This is a genomic window from Streptococcus mitis SK564, assembly GCF_000148525.1.
Classification (GTDB): Bacteria; Bacillota; Bacilli; order Lactobacillales; family Streptococcaceae; genus Streptococcus; species Streptococcus mitis_H.
In genome coordinates, this window is sequence record NZ_AEDU01000030.1 from 1 (window position 1) to 19,464 (window position 19,464).

18 protein-coding genes and 1 riboswitch are annotated in these 19,464 nt (G+C 42.9%); of the genes, 15 read left to right on the top strand and 3 right to left on the bottom strand.

The annotated features are described in order from the left end of the window. The 11 genes from SMSK564_RS13830 to tig form a co-directional block, all read left to right on the top strand. A partial coding sequence (locus tag SMSK564_RS13830; RefSeq protein WP_000316054.1) for a MiiA motif-containing surface protein occupies positions 1–314 on the top strand: 314 nt, incomplete at its 5' end. Positions 315–753: 439 nt separating this feature from the next. Further along, positions 754–1,719, top strand: coding sequence for a choline-binding protein CbpF (cbpF, locus tag SMSK564_RS11700; RefSeq protein ID WP_000848947.1), 966 nt, complete (start codon positions 754–756; stop codon positions 1,717–1,719). Between the two features lie 228 nt (positions 1,720–1,947). Then, positions 1,948–2,826 carry a mevalonate kinase gene (gene mvk / locus SMSK564_RS11705; RefSeq protein WP_000163320.1) on the top strand — a complete coding sequence of 293 codons (879 nt, stop codon included), beginning with the start codon at positions 1,948–1,950 and terminating at the stop codon, positions 2,824–2,826. Next, the gene (mvaD, locus tag SMSK564_RS11710) at positions 2,808–3,761 is read left to right on the top strand and encodes a diphosphomevalonate decarboxylase (RefSeq protein ID WP_000373469.1); all 954 of its coding nucleotides are present in this window, start codon (positions 2,808–2,810) and stop codon (positions 3,759–3,761) included. Before mvk ends, mvaD begins: the two co-directional genes overlap by 19 nt. Then, a complete protein-coding gene (locus tag SMSK564_RS11715; RefSeq protein ID WP_000562443.1) occupies positions 3,748–4,755 on the top strand; it encodes a phosphomevalonate kinase in 1,008 nt (335 codons plus the stop codon). Before mvaD ends, SMSK564_RS11715 begins: the two co-directional genes overlap by 14 nt. Further along, a complete protein-coding gene (fni, locus tag SMSK564_RS11720; RefSeq protein WP_000210655.1) occupies positions 4,739–5,749 on the top strand; it encodes a type 2 isopentenyl-diphosphate Delta-isomerase in 1,011 nt (336 codons plus the stop codon). Before SMSK564_RS11715 ends, fni begins: the two co-directional genes overlap by 17 nt. Positions 5,750–5,825: 76 nt before the next feature. Continuing rightward, positions 5,826–6,524: a cell wall-active antibiotics response protein LiaF gene (gene liaF / locus SMSK564_RS11725; RefSeq protein ID WP_001224648.1), complete on the top strand. Its 699-nt coding sequence runs from the start codon at positions 5,826–5,828 to the stop codon at positions 6,522–6,524. Then, the gene (locus SMSK564_RS11730) at positions 6,521–7,516 is read left to right on the top strand and encodes an envelope stress sensor histidine kinase LiaS (protein ID WP_000743695.1); all 996 of its coding nucleotides are present in this window, start codon (positions 6,521–6,523) and stop codon (positions 7,514–7,516) included. Before liaF ends, SMSK564_RS11730 begins: the two co-directional genes overlap by 4 nt. A 13-nt stretch (positions 7,517–7,529) precedes the next feature. Then, positions 7,530–8,162 (top strand): response regulator transcription factor, encoded by a 633-nt coding sequence (locus SMSK564_RS11735; RefSeq protein ID WP_000698445.1) that lies wholly within the window; start codon positions 7,530–7,532, stop codon positions 8,160–8,162. Beyond that, positions 8,163–8,828 (top strand): DNA alkylation repair protein, encoded by a 666-nt coding sequence (locus SMSK564_RS11740; protein WP_000059639.1) that lies wholly within the window; start codon positions 8,163–8,165, stop codon positions 8,826–8,828. A gap of 83 nt (positions 8,829–8,911) precedes the next feature. After that, positions 8,912–10,195, top strand: coding sequence for a trigger factor (gene tig, locus SMSK564_RS11745; protein WP_000116481.1), 1,284 nt, complete (start codon positions 8,912–8,914; stop codon positions 10,193–10,195). A gap of 47 nt (positions 10,196–10,242) precedes the next feature. Here the strand turns inward: tig and recD2 are convergent, their stop codons facing one another. From recD2 to rnhC, 3 genes are all read right to left on the bottom strand, one after another. Continuing rightward, the gene (gene recD2, locus SMSK564_RS11750; RefSeq protein ID WP_000454523.1) at positions 10,243–12,609 is read right to left on the bottom strand and encodes an SF1B family DNA helicase RecD2; all 2,367 of its coding nucleotides are present in this window, start codon (positions 12,607–12,609) and stop codon (positions 10,243–10,245) included. 279 nt (positions 12,610–12,888) lie between these two features. Continuing rightward, positions 12,889–13,503 carry a signal peptidase I gene (lepB, locus tag SMSK564_RS11760; protein ID WP_025170936.1) on the bottom strand — a complete coding sequence of 205 codons (615 nt, stop codon included), beginning with the start codon at positions 13,501–13,503 and terminating at the stop codon, positions 12,889–12,891. Between the two features lie 3 nt (positions 13,504–13,506). Next, complete coding sequence (rnhC, locus tag SMSK564_RS11765; RefSeq protein WP_000146885.1) at positions 13,507–14,388, bottom strand: ribonuclease HIII; 882 nt, start codon at positions 14,386–14,388, stop codon at positions 13,507–13,509. A gap of 86 nt (positions 14,389–14,474) precedes the next feature. Between rnhC and zapA the strand changes: the two genes are divergently transcribed. The 4 genes from zapA to SMSK564_RS11785 all read left to right on the top strand — a co-directional run bounded on the left by zapA (position 14,475) and on the right by SMSK564_RS11785 (position 19,428). Next, the gene (zapA, locus tag SMSK564_RS11770) at positions 14,475–14,777 is read left to right on the top strand and encodes a cell division protein ZapA (protein WP_000002019.1); all 303 of its coding nucleotides are present in this window, start codon (positions 14,475–14,477) and stop codon (positions 14,775–14,777) included. Further along, positions 14,774–15,322 carry a CvpA family protein gene (locus tag SMSK564_RS11775; protein WP_000624512.1) on the top strand — a complete coding sequence of 183 codons (549 nt, stop codon included), beginning with the start codon at positions 14,774–14,776 and terminating at the stop codon, positions 15,320–15,322. Before zapA ends, SMSK564_RS11775 begins: the two co-directional genes overlap by 4 nt. Before the next feature lie 103 nt (positions 15,323–15,425). Further along, a complete protein-coding gene (locus SMSK564_RS11780) occupies positions 15,426–17,762 on the top strand; it encodes an endonuclease MutS2 (protein ID WP_001035048.1) in 2,337 nt (778 codons plus the stop codon). A gap of 164 nt (positions 17,763–17,926) precedes the next feature. Continuing rightward, positions 17,927–18,015, top strand: a riboswitch (glycine riboswitch). Between the two features lie 90 nt (positions 18,016–18,105). Beyond that, positions 18,106–19,428 carry an alanine/glycine:cation symporter family protein gene (locus tag SMSK564_RS11785; protein ID WP_000891480.1) on the top strand — a complete coding sequence of 441 codons (1,323 nt, stop codon included), beginning with the start codon at positions 18,106–18,108 and terminating at the stop codon, positions 19,426–19,428. Positions 19,429–19,464: the final 36 nt, after the last annotated feature.

The following is a 19,464-nucleotide window of genomic DNA, read 5'->3' on the forward strand; positions in this document are numbered from 1 at the left end:
CAACAGATGTTAAAGTAGGTAAAGATGGTACCACAACAGTAACCTTCCCAGATGGCACCACAGCTGTAATCCCAGCTGATAAAGCAGTTACATCTGCTGAACAAGGTTCACATGCAGTAGTACCAGCTGGTAAAGCAGTTACATCTACTGAACAAGGCTCACATGCAGCAACACCAGCTAAGAAAGCAGGAGCTAAAGAATTGCCAAATACAGGTACAGCAGATTCTACTGTAGCTATGGTAGCAGCTGCCGCAAGTGCCTTACTTGGTCTTGGTCTTGCAGGCCGTCGTCGTAAAGAAGACGAAGAAGCTTAATTGGTAGATTGTTTGATAAACATCAGATGCTAAATCCGATTTTCAAAGCTTAAACAAGTACCTCTCATAAGAAAATCTCCTAGCAGGAAAGCCTGCTAGGGGATTTTTGCATTTCAGGAAGTTGAAGGCTGACTGTAAGCGCGTCATAATATAGTGGAGTGAAATAAGATGTGAAGAAATAGATTAGGAAATTCAAATTAATTTCTAGGAATATTTTAGTATGCACAATGTAGTATTCTAGATTCAATATGATATATTTTAGGAGTCATGGTGTACTATTATAGTTTCAATATACTATAATTTCTAAAAATATTTTCAAAGCCAAAGTGTACTACTACTGTTTCAATTTTTAATATGTTTCGTTATTATATGATTTTAAAGCCGTCATATTGACATACAATTTAATTTTTACTATAATTCTTGCAGGAGGATATATCTAATGAAGACAATAAAAAAATTGATGCAAATTGCATTAGCAGTCTTTTTCTTTGGTTTGCTAGCGACCAGTGCAGTATTGGCGGATGATGCTGATTCAGAAGGTTGGCAATTTGTCCAAGAAAATGGTAGAACCTACTACAAGAAGGGGGAACTCAAAGAAACCTACTGGCGAGTGATTGATGGTAAGTACTATTATTTTGATCCTTTATCTGGAGAGATGGTTGTCGGCTGGCAATATATACCTGCTCCACACGAAGGGGTTACGATTGGTTCTTCTATAAGGCAAGATGTTGCTTTTAGACCAGATTGGTTTTACTTTGGTCAAGATGGGGTACTACAAGAATTTGTTGGCAAGCAAGTTTTAGAAGCAAAAACAGCTACAAATGTCAACAAGCATCATGGGGAACAATATAATAGTCCAGCAGAGAAACGAGTCTATTATTTTGAAGATCAACGTAGTTATCACACCTTAAAAACTGGTTGGATTTATGATGAGGGGCACTGGTATTATTTACTGAAGGATGGTGGTTTTGATTCTCGCATCAACCGATTGACTGTTGGGGAGCTAGCACGTGGTTGGGTTAAGGATTTTCCTCTTACATATGATGAAGATAAGCTAAAAGCTGCTCCATGGTATTATCTAGATCCAACAACTGGTATTATGCAAACTGGTTGGCAATATCTTGGTAACAAGTGGTACTATCTCCGTTCATCAGGAGCAATGTCAACTGGTTGGTATCAGGAAGGCTCAACTTGGTATTATCTAGATGCTGAAAATGGTGATATGAAAACGGGCTGGCAATACCTTGGTAACAAGTGGTACTATCTTCGTTCATCAGGAGCAATGGCAACTGGTTGGTTCCAGGTCGGTAGTAAATGGTACTATGCTTATAGCTCAGGTGCTTTAGCAGTGAATACCACTGTAGATGGCTATTCTGTCAATTATAATGGCGAATGGATTCAATAATGAAAGAAGCGATTGTGAAGGAAACAATCGCTTTTTTTGTGAAAATATAATAAAATAGATAGGAGAGAATAAATACTTGTAGGAAAAAATAATACTCTTCGAAAATCAAATTCAAACCACGTCAGCGTCGCCTTACCGTACTCAAGTACAGCCTGCGGCTAGCTTCCTAGTTTGCTTTTTGATTTTCATTGAGTATGAGACGGCTTTTTCGTCTAGTAAAAGGATAACATGACAAAAAAGGTTGGTGTCGGTCAGGCACATAGTAAGATTATTTTAATAGGGGAGCATGCGGTCGTTTACGGCTATCCTGCTATTTCCTTGCCTCTTTTGGAGGTGGAGGTGACTTGTAAAGTAGTTCCTGCAGAAAGTCCTTGGCGCCTCTATGAGGAGGATACCTTGTCCATGGCAGTTTATGCTTCTCTGGAGTATTTGAATATCAAAGAAGCCTGCATTCGTTGTGAGATTGATTCGGCTATCCCTGAAAAACGGGGAATGGGTTCGTCAGCTGCTATCAGCATAGCGGCCATTCGTGCGGTTTTTGACTACTATGAGGCAGAACTGCCTCGTGATGTACTAGAAATCTTGGTCAATCGGGCTGAGATGATTGCCCATATGAATCCAAGTGGTTTGGATGCTAAAACCTGTCTCAGTGACCAACCTATTCGCTTTATTAAGAATGTAGGATTTACAGAGCTTGAGATGGATTTATCTGCCTATTTGGTCATTGCAGATACGGGCGTTTATGGTCACACTCGTGAAGCCATCCAAGTGGTTCAAAATAAGGGCAAGGATGCCCTACCGTTTTTGCATGCCTTGGGAGAATTAACCCAGCAAGCAGAGGATGAGATTTCACGAAAAGATGCTGAAGGACTGGGACAAATCCTTAGTCAAGCGCATTTACATTTAAAAGAAATTGGTGTTAGTAGCCCTGAGGCCGACCATCTGGTAGAAACGGCTCTTAGCCATGGCGCTCTGGGTTCCAAGATGAGCGGTGGTGGACTAGGAGGCTGTATCATAGCCTTGGCAGACAATTTGACTCAAGCTCAAAAACTAGCAGAAAGATTAGAAGAGAAAGGAGCTGTTCAGACATGGATCGAGAGCCTGTAACAGTACGTTCTTACGCAAATATTGCCATTATCAAATATTGGGGAAAGAAAAAAGAAAAAGAGATGGTGCCTGCTACTAGCAGTATTTCTCTGACTTTGGAAAATATGTACACGGAGACGACTTTGTCATCTCTACCGACGGATGCGACAGCTGATGCCTTTTATATCAATGATCAGCTACAAAATGAGGCGGAGCATGCTAAGATGAGCAAGATTATTGACCGTTACCGCCCAGCTGGTGGGGGCTTTGTCCGTATTGATACTCAGAACAATATGCCTACGGCAGCGGGTCTGTCCTCAAGTTCTAGTGGTTTGTCTGCTTTGGTCAAGGCTTGTAATGCTTATTTTCAGCTTGGATTGACTCGGAGCCAGTTGGCACAGGAGGCTAAGTTTGCCTCTGGCTCTTCCTCTCGGAGTTTTTATGGACCACTAGGTGCCTGGGATAAGGATAGTGGGGAAATTTATCCTGTAGAGACAGACTTGAAACTAGCTATGATCATGTTGGTGCTAGAGGATAAGAAAAAACCAATCTCTAGCCGTGACGGGATGAAACTTTGTGTGGAAACTTCGACGACCTTTGATGACTGGGTGCGTCAGTCTGAGAAGGACTATCAGGATATGCTGGTTTACCTCAAAGAAAATGATTTTGTCAAGGTTGGGGAATTAACGGAGAAAAATGCCCTTGCTATGCACGCTACGACCAAAACAGCATCACCAGCCTTTTCTTATCTGACGGATGCAAGCTATGAAGCCATGGACTTTGTCCGCCAGCTTCGTGAGCAAGGGGAAGCCTGCTACTTTACCATGGATGCCGGTCCCAATGTCAAAGTTCTTTGTCAAGAGAAAGACTTGGAGCATTTATCAGAAATTTGCGGTCAGCGTTATCGCTTGATTGTGTCAAAAACAAAGGATTTGAGTCAAGATGATTGCTGTTAAAACTTGCGGGAAACTCTATTGGGCAGGCGAATATGCTATTTTAGAGCCAGGGCAGTTAGCCTTGATAAATGATATTCCCATCTATATGAGGGCTGAGATTGCTTTTTATGAACACTACCGTATCTATTCAGATATGTTTGATTTTGCAGTGGACTTGACACCAAATCCTGACTATAGCTTGATTCAAGAAACGATTGCTTTAGTAGAAGATTTCCTCGTTTATCGTGGGCAGACCTTGCAACCTTTTTCGTTGGAAATCCGTGGAAAAATGGAACGGGAAGGGAAAAAGTTTGGTCTAGGTTCTAGCGGTAGCGTCGTTGTCTTGGTTGTCAAGGCTTTGCTGGCTCTGTATGATGTTTCTGTTGATCAGGAGCTCTTGTTCAAGCTGGCTAGCGCGGTCTTGCTCAAGCGCGGAGACAATGGTTCTATGGGGGACATTGCCTGTATTGTGGCAGAGGAATTGGTTCTCTACCAGTCATTTGATCGCCAGCAGGTGGCTGCTTGGTTGGAAGAAGAAAAGTTGGCGACAGTTTTGGAACGTGATTGGGGCTTTTCTATCTCACAAGTGAAACCTGCACTAGAATGTGATTTCCTAGTTGGATGGACTAAGGAAGTGGCTGTATCTAGTGATATGGTCAAGCAAATCAATCAAAATATCAATCAAAATTTTTTAACTTCCTCAAAAGAAACGGTGGCTTCTTTGGTAGAAGCCTTGGAGCAGGGGAAAGCAGAAAAAATTATCAAGCAAGTAGAAGTAGCCAGCAAGCTTTTAGAAGGCTTGAGCACAGATATTTACACGCCTTCGCTCAGACAGTTGAAAGAAAGCAGTCAAGATTTGCAAGCTGTTGCTAAGAGTAGCGGCGCTGGTGGTGGTGATTGTGGTATTGCCTTGAGTTTTGATGAGCAATCAACTGAAACCCTAAAAAACCGCTGGACCGATCTGGGGATTGAGCTCTTATATCAAGAAAGGATAGGACATGACGACAAATCGTAAGGATGAGCACATCCGCTATGCCCTTGAGCAGAAAAGTTCCTATAATAGCTTTGATGAGGTGGAGTTGATTCATTCTTCCTTGCCTCTTTACGATCTGGATGAAATCGATCTGTCGACAGAATTTGCTGGTCGAAAGTGGGATTTTCCTTTTTATATCAATGCCATGACGGGTGGAAGCGGTAAGGGAAGAGAAATCAATCAAAAGTTGGCTCAGGTGGCGGACGCCTGTGGGATTTTGTTTGTGACGGGATCTTATAGCGCAGCCCTCAAGGATCCAACAGATGCCTCGTTTTCTGTCAAGTCTAGCCATCCAAATCTCCTTCTTGGAACCAATATTGGATTGGACAAGCCTGTTGAGTTGGGACTTCGGACTGTAGAAGAGATGAATCCTCTTCTCCTGCAGGTGCATGTCAATGTCATGCAGGAGTTGCTCATGCCCGAGGGAGAAAGAAAGTTCAGAAGCTGGCAATCGCATCTAGCAGACTATAGCAAGCAAATCCCTGTTCCGATTGTCCTAAAGGAAGTTGGCTTTGGAATGGATGTGAAAACCATTGAAAGAGCCTATGAATTGGGCGTTCGAACCTTTGACCTGTCAGGTCGTGGTGGCACCAGCTTTGCTTATATCGAAAACCGTCGCAGTGGTCAGCGTGATTACCTCAATCAATGGGGGCAGTCCACCATGCAGGCCCTTATCAATGCCCAAGACTGGAAAGACAAGGCTGAACTCTTGGTCAGTGGAGGTGTTCGGAATCCGCTGGATATGATTAAGTGCCTGGTCTTTGGTGCCAAAGCTGTAGGACTGTCACGAACAGTTCTAGAATTGGTTGAAATCTATTCAGTCGAAGAAGTGATTGATACTGTCCAAGGCTGGAAAGACGATTTACGCTTAATCATGTGTGCTCTTAATTGTGCCACCATAGCAGATCTGCAAAAAGTAGACTATCTTCTTTATGGAAAATTAAAAGAAGCAAAAAATCAGATGAAAAAGGCGTAATCACCGCCTTTTTTCCATCTTCAGACCGAGGTGGCTTTTTTGAAGTGTGATAAAATAAAAGAGAGAGGATCAACCTATGAGAAAATTTAAAATCTTTTTATTTATCGAAGCCTGTCTGTTGACAGGAGCTCTGATTTTGATGGTATCAGAGCATTTTTCGCGTTTTCTGCTGATTTTATTCCTCTTTTTGCTTTTGATTCGCTATTACACTGGTAAAGAGGGCAATAACCTCCTTTTGGTGGTGGCAACCATTCTCTTCTTTTTCATCGTCATGCTCAATCCTTTTGTGATTCTAGCTATTTTTGTTGCGGTCATCTATAGCCTCTTTCTTCTTTATCCGATGATGAACCAGGAAAAAGAGCAGACAAATTTGGTTTTTGAAGAGGTTGTGACGGTTAAGAAGGAGAAAAATCGTTGGTTTGGAAATCTCCATCATTTTTCAAGCTACCAGACTTGCCAGTTTGATGATATCAATCTCTTTCGCCTTATGGGTAAGGATACCATTCATCTGGAGAGGGTTATCCTAACCAATCATGACAATGTCATTATCCTCAGAAAGATGATAGGCACGACTAAAATCATTGTTCCTGTAGATGTGGAAGTCAGTCTTAGCGTTAACTGTCTCTATGGTGATTTGAATTTTTTCAACCAGCCCAAGCGAGCCCTCCGTAATGAACACTATCATCAAGAAACAAAAGACTATCTCAAGAGTAACAAGAGTGTCAAGATTTTCTTGACCACTATGATTGGCGATGTGGAGGTGGTTAGAGGATGAAAAAACAAGCCTATGTAATGATTGCTCTCACCTCCATCCTGTTTGTCTTGTTTTTCTCCCACAGCTTGCTGGAAATCCTTAACTTTGACTGGTCTATTTTCTTGCACGATGTCGAAAAAACAGAAAAATTTGTCTTTTTGTTGTTGGTATTCAGCATGTCCATAACCTGTCTTTTAGCCCTGTTTTGGCGAGGAATCGAAGAGCTTTCTCTAAGAAAAATGCAGGCTAATCTCAAGCGTTTATTGGCAGGGCAAGAAGTAGTTCAGGTTGTAGATCCAGATTTGGATGCCAGTTTCAAGTCCTTATCAGGTAAACTTAACCTTTTGACAGAAGCGCTTCAAAAAGCTGAAAATCACAGTCTTGCTCAGGAAGAGAAAATCATCGAGAAAGAACGGAAGCGGATTGCTAGGGATTTGCACGATACAGTCAGTCAGGAGTTGTTTGCGGCCCACATGATTTTATCGGGTATCAGTCAGCAAGCTTTGAAATTGGATAGAGAAAAGATGCAGACCCAGTTGCAGAGTGTCACAGCTATTTTAGAAACAGCCCAGAAGGATTTGCGGGTTTTGCTCTTGCATTTGCGACCAGTTGAACTGGAGCAGAAGAGTCTGGTTGAGGGAATCCAAATCCTCTTAAAAGAGCTTGAGGACAAAAGTGATCTCAAGGTTAGTTTCAAGCAAAACGTGACGAAATTGCCTAAGAAAATCGAGGAGCATATCTTCCGTATCCTGCAAGAGTTGATTAGCAATACCCTCCGCCATGCCCAGGCATCTTGTTTGGATGTCTATCTCTATCAGACAGATGTTGAATTGCAGCTGAAGGTGGTGGACAATGGAATTGGTTTTCAGTTGGGGAGTTTAGATGACCTGAGTTATGGACTCCGCAATATCAAGGAGCGGGTTGAAGATATGGCAGGGACAGTTCAGTTATTAACAGCTCCCAAGCAAGGGCTGGCAGTTGATATCCGTATTCCCCTCCTCGATAAGGAATGATAAAGGAGTAAAGATGAAAATTTTACTAGTAGATGACCATGAAATGGTCCGATTGGGCTTGAAAAGCTACTTTGACCTCCAAGACGATGTAGAAGTTGTGGGCGAGGCGACAAACGGATCTCAAGGAATTGACTTGGCCTTGGAACTGCGTCCAGATGTCATTGTCATGGATATCGTCATGCCTGAGATGAATGGGATTGATGCGACCTTGGCCATCCTCAAAGAATGGCCTGAATCCAAGATTTTGATTGTGACTTCTTATTTGGACAATGAAAAAATCATGCCGGTTTTGAATGCTGGTGCCAAAGGCTATATGCTCAAGACTTCTAGTGCAGGCGAACTGCTCCATGCCGTCCGTAAGGTGGCTGCTGGCGAGTTGGCCATTGAGCAAGAGGTCAGCAAGAAGGTCGAATACCACCGCAATCACATAGAACTACATGAGGACCTGACTGCGCGTGAACGAGATGTACTTCAACTCATCGCCAAGGGCTACGAAAATCAGCGCATCGCAGATGAACTTTTTATCTCACTCAAGACGGTCAAGACCCATGTGTCCAATATCCTAGCCAAACTTGAAGTCAGTGATCGTACCCAGGCAGCGGTCTATGCCTTTCAGCACCATTTGGTAGGGCATGAGGAGTTTTAGATGAGCCTAACAGATTTACTTGAGGAGCTAGAAGCAGCAAAAGATCCTAAAAAAGCAGGGCCTATGGAGGCCTATATGCGTCATCAATTTTCCTTTCTAGGCGTTGCGGCGCCAGAAAGAAATAAACTCTATAAAAAATACTTTCCAGAAGCGAAAAAAACAAAGATTATTGATTGGGATTTTGTAGATACTTGCTGGGAAAAAGAGTCTAGAGAATACCAGTATGTGGTTGCCAATTATTTGAAAGCCATGCAGTCTTATATAAAGGACAGCGATTTGCCTAAGCTAGAGCAGTTGGTTGTTACCAAGTCTTGGTGGGATACGGTGGATATCCTAGATCGAGTAGTAGGGAGTTTGGTGTATGAGAAGCAGGAACTGGAAAAAATAATCCTCCAATGGAGCCTGTCAGACAATATCTGGTTGAGACGCGTCGCTATTGACCACCAGTTGTTAAGAAAAGAGAAGACCAATGTTCAATTGCTGGAAAAGATTCTGCTTCATAATTTGAATCAAACAGAATTCTTTATCAATAAAGCCATTGGCTGGGCTCTGAGAGACTACTCCAAAACGAATCCAGCTTGGGTAGCATGCTTCATTGAGAAGAACAAGGAAAGAATGGCTGAACTTAGTATCAAAGAAGCAAGCAAGTACCTATCCCATCATTGAAAAGCGCGTTCATTACTTGAAAAAAGTCGCTCATTTATGTTATAATAGACTGTATTTAAAAAATTTTAAGGAGAAATGACAGAATGTCTGTATCATTTGAAAACAAAGAAACAAACCGTGGTGTCTTGACTTTCACTATCTCTCAAGACCAAATCAAACCAGAATTGGACCGTGTCTTCAACTCAGTGAAGAAATCTCTTAATGTTCCAGGTTTCCGTAAAGGTCACCTTCCACGTCCTATCTTCGACAAAAAATTTGGTGAAGAGTCACTTTACCAAGACGTTATGAACGCTCTTTTGCCAAACGCTTATGAAGCAGCTGTAAAAGAAGCTGGTCTTGAAGTGGTTGCTCAACCAAAAATTGATGTAAGTTCAATGGAAAAAGGTCAAGACTGGGTTATCACAGCTGAAGTCGTGACAAAACCTGAAGTAAAATTGGGTGACTACAAAAACCTTGAAGTATCAGTAGATGTTGAAAAAGAAGTAACTGATGCTGACGTTGAAGAGCGTATCGAACGCGAACGCAACAACTTGGCTGAATTGGTTATCAAAGAAGCTGCTGCTGAAAACGGCGACACTGTTGTCATCGACTTCGTTGGTTCTATCGACGGTGTTGAATTTGATGGCGGAAAAGGTGAAAACTTCTCACTTGGACTTGGTTCAGGTCAATTCATACCTGGTTTCGAAGACCAATTGGTAGGTCACTCAGCTGGCGAAACTGTTGATGTTATCGTAACATTCCCAGAAGACTACCAAGCAGAAGACCTTGCAGGTAAAGAAGCTAAATTCGTGACAACTATCCACGAAGTAAAAGCAAAAGAAGTTCCAGCTCTTGACGATGAGCTTGCAAAAGACATCGATGAAGAAGTTGAAACACTTGCTGAATTGAAAGAAAAATACCGTAAAGAATTGGCTGCTGCTAAAGAAGAAGCTTACAAAGATGCAGTTGAAGGTGCAGCAATTGATAAAGCTGTAGAAAACGCTGAAATCGTAGAACTTCCAGAAGAAATGATCCACGAAGAAGTTCACCGTTCAGTAAATGAATTCCTTGGAAACTTGCAACGTCAAGGTATCAACCCTGACATGTACTTCCAAATCACTGGAACTACTCAAGAAGACCTTCACAATCAATATCAAGCAGAAGCTGAGTCACGTACTAAGACTAACCTTGTTATCGAAGCAGTTGCCAAAGCTGAAGGATTTGACGCTTCAGAAGAAGAAATCCAAAAAGAAGTTGAGCAATTGGCAGCAGACTACAACATGGAAGTTGCACAAGTACAAAGCTTGCTTTCAGCTGATATGTTGAAACACGATATCACAATCAAAAAAGCTGTTGAATTGATTACAAGCACAGCAACAGTTAAATAATCTTAATAAACAAAAATCCCACCTGACTAGGTGGGTTTTCTTATGCACTATTTTCCAAAAATCTCTTTGAGATCTGCGTCTGTAATCCCAATCATGGCGGGGATGCTGTCCCAGTTTTCTTCTGTCAGGATGTAGGATTGTTCAGAGGTACTTGATGTGGCAGTTTCAGAGATAGATTGTTTATCTTCTTCAATATTTTCAATTAAATCACTGAAGCGTTCAATCAGATAGGTTTTTCGGGCAGTTCCGATGTGTTGGGTGGCATAATCGAAGGCCTGTAATTCACCTAGTAAGATAAGCTTGCTTTTGGCGCGTGTAATGGCTGTGTAGATGAGATTGCGCTCCAACATACGTCGGCTAGCACTGGTAATCGGTAGGATGACAACAGGGAACTCACTTCCCTGTGATTTATGGATGCTCATGGCATAGGCCAGGCGAATCTTGTACCATTCGTTACGTGGGTAAGAGACCTCGTTGCCATCAAAATCAATGACAATCTCGTCTTGTTTCGACTCGGTGTATTTACCAGGAATCAGGTCTGTGATGGCTCCTAAATCTCCATTAAAGACATTGATTTCAGCATCGTTGACCAAATGAATGACCTTGTCTCCCTTACGATAGTGGCACTGGGGAGCTTCAAAACTGAGTTGATCTTTTTGTGGTGGGTTTAGCAGGTCTTGCATGAGCTGATTGATAGCATCAATCCCTGCAGTTCCTCGGTACATAGGAGCCAGAACTTGGATATCACGGGCAGGGATACCACTTCTGAGGGCAGCGCCTAAGATTTTTTCAATCGTAGCTGGAATATGGCCACTAGCAATTTCAAAGTAGGAACGGTCAGCTTTTTTCTGGGTGAAATCAGCTGGCAAGATGCCCTGTCGAATTTGACTAGCTAGGGTAACGATGGTTGATTCTTCGCTTTGCCGGTAAATTTTTTCCAAGCGAGTCTGAGGAATCAGGGGAATATGAAGCAGATCCGCTAGAACCTGTCCAGGGCTGACAGACGGTAGCTGATCGCTATCTCCCACGATGAGAATTTTACTGTTAGAAGAGATGTTGGAGAAGAGTTGATTGGCCAGCCAAGTATCCACCATAGAAAATTCATCTACGATGATAAAGTCGGCATCCAGATAATCTTCCAGATGACTGGTATCATCGTCACCTGTCATTCCCAAGTGGCGGTGTATGGTCGCACTAGGCAAACCTGTCAATTCATTCATGCGCCGAGCGGCTCGTCCAGTTGGAGCAGCAAGAAGAATAGGTAAGTTACTTTTTTTCCTGAGGTCAAGTCCTTCTAAGAGGGCATAAACAGCGATGATACCATTGATAACCGTTGTCTTACCAGTACCTGGGCCACCTGTCAGAATAAAGACCTTGTTCTGGATAGCATCACAGATAGCTTGTTTTTGAATGCTATCATACTCAATTCCCAGCTCCTCCTCGATAGTAGTGATATGTTTTTGAATGGTTTCTAAATCCTGGCTCTTCTGTTTTCCTTTTTCAAGGATACGAACTAAGTGGCTGCGGATACCTTCCTCAGCGAAAAAGAGGCTGTTGTCAAAAATTTTGGTATCAATCTGCTGAACCTTGTCTTCTTCAATGAGGTAGGAGAGTTCTTGGGCTACTTGACTGGGGTCTAGTTCCACGGGGCGAGAAGACTCAAGGAGAGTAAGGGTTTGTTCTAGCAAATCCCGTGCTTCAACATAGGTGTCCCCTGTTTCCATACAGGCCTGAAAAAGACTATGTACTAGACCGGCGCGGAAGCGTTCAGGAGCCTGACTTTCGATGCCTAGTTCCTCCGCTAATTGGTCAGCAATAGTAAAGCCCAAACCCTTGATATCCTCGACCAACTGGTAGGGATAATTTTCAACCACATCAAGGGTTTCTTCCTTGTAAAAGTCTTGAATCTGAAAGGCTAGTTTGTTGGGAATGCCGTAGTTGGCTAGTTTGGCTAAAACCATCTCCGTTCCGTAGTTGAGACGGAGAGTGGAGACGAAAGCCTCGCGATTTTTGGCAGAGAGCCCTGAGATGCCTTCTAGCTTTTCTGGGTGTTGCAGAATTTCGTCAATGGTATTGTCGCCATAGGTGTCGACGATTTTCTGAGCTGTCTTGAGACCAATTCCCTTGAAATGGCTACTTGAAAAGTACTTGACCAAGCCCTTGCTAGTTGGTTTTGAGCGTTCATATCGGCTGATTTGCAGTTGTTCCCCATACTTGGAGTGCTGGACAATTTGTCCCCAAAAAGTATAGTCTTCTCCCTCAATCACATCAGCCATGGTGCCCGTGATAATGATTTCAAAATCATCAAAATCTTCTGCGTCCGTATCTTCGATTTCTAGGAGGAGGATGCGATAAAAATTGCTGGGATTTTCAAAAATAATCCGTTCAATGGTTCCTGAAAAATAAACTTCCATAAGATTCCTTTGCATAAATAGGTGAGAGTTAATACTCTTCGAAAATCTCTTCAAACCACGTCAGCTTCGCCTTGCCGTATATATGTTACTGACTTCGTCAGTTCTATCTACAACCTCAAAGCAGTGCTTTGAGCAACCTGCGGCTAGCTTCCTAGTTTGCTCTTTGATTTTCATTGAGTATAACTTTGTTTCTATCTTAATCAAACTGGATAGTGAATAATCATATTCTCACGATAGAAGAAGAGGCTGAGATTGGTGATTCTCGGCCTCTTAGGTCTCTTAAAATGTTCCGATACGGGTGATTGGCCAGAAGCGGAATTTAGCTTCCCCTGTGATATCTTTTGCTTTGAAGGTACCTACGTGACGGCTGTCGCTCGAAACCAGGCGGTCGTCTCCGAGGAGAAGGTATTCTCCTTCTGGAACAGTAAAGCTAAAGTTGGTGTTATAGTTGACATCAACTGTGAAGGCTTGAGCTTTTTGAGCGATACTTCTAAAGAAGGTGCCTTTATTTCCTTCAAATCCCTTGCCTGAGTAAGTGCTTTGGAGTTTGTCATCCTTGAAACGTTTGATGTAGTCAGCTAGGTAAGGCTCATCCGTCTCTTTATCATTGATGTAAAGTTTATCATTTTCGTAACGGATGGTATCGCCAGGCATTCCGATGACACGTTTGACAATGTCCTTATTGCCATCTTCCTCATGGGCAACCACGATATCAAAACGGTCAATAGGGAGGTGTTTGACAACAAAGAGAATTTCGCTATCCGCTAGGGTCGGATCCATGGAATGTCCTTCTACGCGGACATTGCTCCAAAAAAAGATCCGACTTAAAGCTAGTAATGACAGAATTAAGAGGAACAATCCCCACTCTTTTAAGAAATTTTTAAATGAATTCATAACTTACCTTTCTAAGCGTTTTTTCGCTTTTTCAGTATTTTTAAAGTGCAGTTTGGCGCAGAAGTTGAGTCCCTGCATACCATAGGCTTGTAAAATCTGGCTAGCTACCTTATCAGAAGCCGTTCCAGCCCCACTTGGAAGTTGATAACCCAGTTCTCGTCCTAGATTTTCTAGATTTTCCAGAAAGAGATCACGCGCAATGATAGAAGAAACTGCGACAGCCAAGTATTTGCCCTCAGCCTTTTCTTCTAAGCTGATAGGATTGCTGAAACGATTGACCTCTTGTGCCAAGTACTTGTCATAATTTTTAGCACTGGTAAAGGCATCAATCACAATTTTCTCAGGCTGAGCACCTTTTTGAAGGAGGAGATAGATAGCCTGGTTATGGAGGGCAACCTTAACCGAAACAGCGTTGTAGCGGTCTCCGATGACCTCGTTGTACTTGCTAGGTGAGAGAAGCAGTGCCTGGTGCTGGATTTTTTCCTTGAGAATAGGAGCAATCTGACGAATCTTTTGGTCGGTCAGAGTCTTAGAATCCCCCACACCGAGTTTTCGTAAAAAGTCGTGCTGGTCAGGTGTGACAAAGGAAGCCACAACTGCAAGTCCACCAAAGTAGGAACCATTTCCTACCTCATCTGTCCCAATCAAAGGGAGATTTTGTCCGCTGGTTTGCTCTACAGCTTGATAGCCAAAGAAACGAGCGTATTTCTCAGCCCCTTCACCCTGAAGTAAGACCTTTCCAGAAGTATAGATAGAAACCGTTGCTTGGGGTAGCCTCAAAAAGTAGCGGATATAGGGATTCTTGCTGGGAGCCAGACTGGTTTGATAGTGTTCAAGAAAAGCCTGAATCTCCTTTTCACTTGGTGTGAGTGTTATACTTGCCATAGTTTCTATTGTACCATAAAAGCAGGCAAATTTGTAAAAACTGACAAAATTAGCGAATTTTGGTATAATATCGTGAGGTGAATTTTATGGCAAATCTAAATCGATTCAAATTTACATTCGGGAAAAAATCATTAACTTTGACAAGCGAGCATGATAACCTTTTTATGGAGGAAATCGCCAAGGTTGCGACAGAAAAATACCAAGCAATTAAAGAACAAATGCCTAGTGCAGACGATGAAACAATCGCTCTTTTGTTGGCAGTCAACTGTTTATCAACTCAGCTCAGCCGTGAGATTGAATTTGATGATAAGGAGCAAGAATTAGAAGAACTCCGTCACAAGCTTGTGACTTGCAAGCAAGAACAGAGCAAGATTGAGGATTCCTTATGATTTCACTCCTTCTTCTATTGGTCTTGGCTTGGGGATTTTATATCGGCTATCGGAGAGGCCTGCTCTTACAGGTTTATTACCTGATTTCAGCCATGGCATCGGCTTTTGTGGCCGGCCAGTTTTACAAGGGAATTGGAGAGCAATTTCATTTGCTGCTCCCTTATGCAAATCCGCAGGAAGGTCAGGGAACTTTCTTTTTCCCATCGGATCAACTTTTCCAGTTGGATAAGGTCTTTTACGCAGGTATCGGCTACTTGCTTGTATTTGGGATTGTCTATAGCATCGGTCGTTTACTTGGTCTCTTGTTACACTTAATTCCTAGTAAAAAACTGGGTGGCAAGTTGTTCCAAGTTTCAGCAGGGATCTTGTCCATGTTGGTGACCTTATTTGTCTTGCAAATGGCCTTGACCATACTAGCAACCATTCCCATGGCAGCTATACAAAATCCTCTTGAAAAGAGTATCGTCGCAAAACACATCATCCAGAGCATACCAGTAACAACTAGTTGGCTCAAACAAATCTGGGTGACAAATTTAATCGGATAAAAAGGGCAGGAGTTTTCCTAGCCCTTTGTTTACAGATTTGACTCGAATCTATCAGAATATAAAAAGCTACCACACCTAGACATTCAAAGACAAGGAAATAAAGATGAATAAGAAAATATTAGAAACATTAGAGTTCAATAAGGTCAAGGCCTTGTTTGAACCCCATTTGTTGACCGAGCAGGGCTTGGAGCAATTGAGACAGCTGGCTCCGACTGCTAAAGCAGATAAAATCAAACAGGCTTTTGCTGAGATGAAGGAGATGCAGGCTCTTTTCGTAGAGCAACCGCATTTTACTATTCTCGCAACTAAGGAAATTGCAGGAGTCTGCAAGCGGTTGGAGATGGGAGCAGACCTCAATATCGAGGAGTTCCTCCTCTTGAAGCGCGTGCTTCTTTCTAGCAGAGAACTGCAAAGTTTTTATGCCAATCTGGAAAATGTCAGCTTGGAAGAATTAGCCCTTTGGTTTGAGAAATTACACGATTTTCCGCAATTACAAGGAAATCTTCAGGCCTTTAATGATGCAGGTTTCATTGAAAATTTTGCCAGTGAAGAATTGGCGCGCATCCGTCGAAAAATCCATGACAGCGAGAGTCAGGTCCGCGATGTCTTGCAAGATTTGCTCAAACAAAAAGCGCAGATGTTGACAGAAGGGATTGTTGCCAGCAGAAATGGTCGTCAGGTTCTACCTGTCAAAAACACCTACCGCAATAAGATTGCAGGTGTCGTTCATGATATTTCTGCCAGCGGAAATACCGTCTATATCGAACCTCGTGAGGTGGTCAAACTGAGCGAAGAAATTGCTAGTCTGCGAGCAGATGAGCGCTATGAAATGCTTCGCATTCTCCAAGAAATCTCGGAGCGTGTCCGCCCTCATGCGGCTGAGATTGCTAATGACGCTTGGATTATCGGTCATCTGGACTTGATTCGTGCTAAGGTTCGCTTTATCCAAGAAAGGCAAGCAGTCGTTCCTCAGCTATCAGAAAATCAGGAGATTCAACTGCTCCATGTTTGCCATCCTTTGGTCAAAAATGCCGTTGCAAATGATGTCCATTTTGGACAAGATTTAACAGCTATTGTCATTACAGGTCCCAATACAGGTGGGAAGACTATCATGCTTAAAACTCTGGGCTTGACGCAGGTTATGGCTCAGTCTGGTTTGCCGATTTTAGCAGATAAGGGAAGTTGTGTTGGTATTTTTGAAGAAATCTTTGCAGATATTGGAGATGAGCAATCTATTGAGCAGAGTTTGTCTACCTTCTCTAGCCATATGACCAATATTGTGGATATTCTTGGCAAGGTCAACCAGCATTCGCTCTTGCTCTTGGATGAGTTGGGGGCTGGTACAGATCCCCAAGAGGGAGCTGCCCTTGCCATGGCCATTCTGGAGGACCTTCGCCTGCGTCAAGTCAAGACTATGGCGACCACCCACTATCCGGAACTCAAGGCCTACGGTATTGAGACAGCCTTTGTGCAAAATGCCAGCATGGAGTTTGATACTGCAACTCTTCGCCCGACCTATCGCTTTATGCAGGGAGTTCCTGGCCGAAGTAATGCCTTTGAAATTGCTAAACGTTTAGGACTATCTGAAGTTATCGTAGGGGATGCCAGTCAGCAGGTCGATCAGGACAATGATGTCAATCGGATTATTGAGCAACTGGAAGAGCAGACGCTGGAAAGTCGTAAACGCTTGGACAATATCCGTGAGGTGGAGCAAGAAAATCTCAAGATGAATCGTGCGCTCAAAAAACTTTACAACGAGCTCAATCGTGCAAAGGAAACCGAGCTCAACAAGGCGCGTGAACAGGCTGCTGAGATTGTGGACATGGCTCTGAGTGAAAGTGACCAGATTCTTAAAAATCTCCATAGTAAATCTCAACTCAAACCCCACGAAATCATTGAAGCCAAGGCCAAGCTGAAAAAATTGGCTCCTGAAAAAGTGGACTTGTCTAAAAACAAGGTCCTTCAAAAGGCCAAGAAAAAACGAGCTCCAAAGGTGGGAGATGATATCGTGGTTCTCAGTTATGGACAGCGTGGTACCTTGACCAGTCAACTCAAGGACGGCCGCTGGGAAGCCCAAGTTGGTTTAATCAAGATGACCTTGGAAGAGAAAGAGTTTGACCTTGTTCAAGCCCAGCAAGAAAAACCAGTCAAGAAGAAACAGGTCAATGTTGTGAAACGAACTTCTGGTCGTGGCCCACAAGCCAGACTGGACCTTCGAGGTAAACGCTATGAAGAAGCCATGAATGAGCTAGATACCTTCATCGACCAAGCCTTGCTTAACAATATGGCCCAAGTTGATATCATTCATGGTATCGGAACAGGTGTTATCCGTGAAGGAGTTACCAAATACCTACAAAGAAATAAACATGTCAAGAGTTTCGGCTATGCCCCACAAAATGCTGGAGGCAGTGGTGCGACTATTGTCACTTTTAAAGGATAAGAAGTATTTCGGAATTCATAAAGTAAAAACTGTTGAACTAATTTTTACTAATAAACACATTGACAAAAGCCAACATTTTTTGTAAAATAAGAATCAATTAAATACCAACACCGAATGAAGTTTAATAGAAGTGGGGAATCGTTTGATTTTCCATGACTGTAAATGGACGGAACTCTGGAGAGACCGTAAAGGCACCGAAGGGGCAAGGCAGGCAACTGCTCAAACTCTCAGGTAAAAGGACAGAGCTAGGATAGACCGCTTTTTAGCATTTATCTAAGCATTCCAGAGTACATGTATCTTGCATGTGCTCTTTCTTTTGGGGTTGAAAAGATAGGAGAAGGAAATGTTAGAATTGCTTAAATCAATCGATGCTTTTGCTTGGGGCCCACCCCTCTTGATTTTATTAGTCGGAACAGGGATTTACCTAACTATTCGGCTAGGACTCTTGCAGGTTTTACGTTTGCCCAAGGCCTTCCAGCTTATTTTTACCAAGGATAAGGGGCATGGCGATGTATCCAGCTTTGCGGCCTTGTGTACAGCACTCGCAGCGACAGTTGGTACGGGAAATATTATCGGAGTCGCGACGGCTATCAAGGTCGGTGGCCCAGGAGCCCTCTTTTGGATGTGGATGGCTGCTTTCTTTGGGATGGCTACCAAGTATGCGGAAGGACTCTTGGCTATCAAATACCGTACCAAGGATGACCATGGTGCAGTGGCGGGAGGTCCGATGCATTATATCCTTCTAGGGATGGGAGAAAAGTGGCGACCACTTGCCATCTTCTTTGCCCTAGCAGGTGTTCTAGTAGCTTTGTTGGGAATCGGAACCTTCACTCAAGTCAACTCGATTACAGAATCTATCCAAAATACGACGACTATTTCACCAGCCATCACAGCTCTTGTGTTGTCCGTATTTGTAGCGATTGCAGTCTTTGGTGGACTCAAGTCCATTTCAAAGGTTTCAACTACTGTTGTTCCTTTTATGGCTATCATTTATATTTTGGGAACTCTTACAGTTATTTTCTTTAATATCGAAAAAATCCCTGCCACAATCGCTTTAATCTTGACATCGGCTTTTAGTCCAGTTGCTGCGGTAGGTGGATTTGCCGGTGCTAGCATTCGGATGGCTATTCAAAATGGTGTTGCGCGTGGTGTGTTCTCAAACGAATCTGGTCTGGGTTCTGCTCCCATTGCAGCTGCTGCAGCTAAGACAAATGAACCAGTAGAGCAAGGTTTGATTTCCATGACAGGAACCTTTATTGATACCCTCATTATCTGTACTCTGACTGGTTTGACTATCTTGGTAACTGGGGTTTGGAGTGGTGATTTAAATGGGGTTGCCTTGACTCAGTCAGCCTTCTCAACAGTCTTTTCACACTTTGGACCTGCCCTTTTGACCATCTTCCTTGTACTTTTTGCCTTCACGACGATTCTAGGTTGGAACTATTACGGAGAACGTTGTTTCGAGTTCCTCTTTGGGGTTCGCTTTATCTGGCTCTACCGTGTGGTTTTTGTGCTCATGGTCTTGCTGGGAGGATTTATCGAGTTGGATATGGTCTGGATTATCGCAGATATTGTCAATGCCTTGATGGCACTACCAAACTTGATTGCTCTCTTAGTTTTATCGCCAGTCGTTATTGCTGAGACTAAAAAGTATTTTGACAAATAATGAAATCACACAGCTCGTGTGATTTTTTTGCCTATA

What these genes read in the sequence shown, in the direction of transcription:
- cbpF (WP_000848947.1), top strand. Translation starts at nt 754, where the DNA reads ATGAAGACAATAAAAAAATTGATGCAAATTGCATTAGCAGTCTTTTTC.
- mvk (WP_000163320.1), top strand. Translation starts at nt 1,948, where the DNA reads ATGACAAAAAAGGTTGGTGTCGGTCAGGCACATAGTAAGATTATTTTA.
- mvaD (WP_000373469.1), top strand. Translation starts at nt 2,808, where the DNA reads ATGGATCGAGAGCCTGTAACAGTACGTTCTTACGCAAATATTGCCATT.
- SMSK564_RS11715 (WP_000562443.1), top strand. Translation starts at nt 3,748, where the DNA reads ATGATTGCTGTTAAAACTTGCGGGAAACTCTATTGGGCAGGCGAATAT.
- fni (WP_000210655.1), top strand. Translation starts at nt 4,739, where the DNA reads ATGACGACAAATCGTAAGGATGAGCACATCCGCTATGCCCTTGAGCAG.
- liaF (WP_001224648.1), top strand. Translation starts at nt 5,826, where the DNA reads ATGAGAAAATTTAAAATCTTTTTATTTATCGAAGCCTGTCTGTTGACA.
- SMSK564_RS11730 (WP_000743695.1), top strand. Translation starts at nt 6,521, where the DNA reads ATGAAAAAACAAGCCTATGTAATGATTGCTCTCACCTCCATCCTGTTT.
- SMSK564_RS11735 (WP_000698445.1), top strand. Translation starts at nt 7,530, where the DNA reads ATGAAAATTTTACTAGTAGATGACCATGAAATGGTCCGATTGGGCTTG.
- SMSK564_RS11740 (WP_000059639.1), top strand. Translation starts at nt 8,163, where the DNA reads ATGAGCCTAACAGATTTACTTGAGGAGCTAGAAGCAGCAAAAGATCCT.
- tig (WP_000116481.1), top strand. Translation starts at nt 8,912, where the DNA reads ATGTCTGTATCATTTGAAAACAAAGAAACAAACCGTGGTGTCTTGACT.
- recD2 (WP_000454523.1), bottom strand. Translation starts at nt 12,609, where the DNA reads ATGGAAGTTTATTTTTCAGGAACCATTGAACGGATTATTTTTGAAAAT.
- lepB (WP_025170936.1), bottom strand. Translation starts at nt 13,503, where the DNA reads ATGAATTCATTTAAAAATTTCTTAAAAGAGTGGGGATTGTTCCTCTTA.
- rnhC (WP_000146885.1), bottom strand. Translation starts at nt 14,388, where the DNA reads ATGGCAAGTATAACACTCACACCAAGTGAAAAGGAGATTCAGGCTTTT.
- zapA (WP_000002019.1), top strand. Translation starts at nt 14,475, where the DNA reads ATGGCAAATCTAAATCGATTCAAATTTACATTCGGGAAAAAATCATTA.
- SMSK564_RS11775 (WP_000624512.1), top strand. Translation starts at nt 14,774, where the DNA reads ATGATTTCACTCCTTCTTCTATTGGTCTTGGCTTGGGGATTTTATATC.
- SMSK564_RS11780 (WP_001035048.1), top strand. Translation starts at nt 15,426, where the DNA reads ATGAATAAGAAAATATTAGAAACATTAGAGTTCAATAAGGTCAAGGCC.
- SMSK564_RS11785 (WP_000891480.1), top strand. Translation starts at nt 18,106, where the DNA reads ATGTTAGAATTGCTTAAATCAATCGATGCTTTTGCTTGGGGCCCACCC.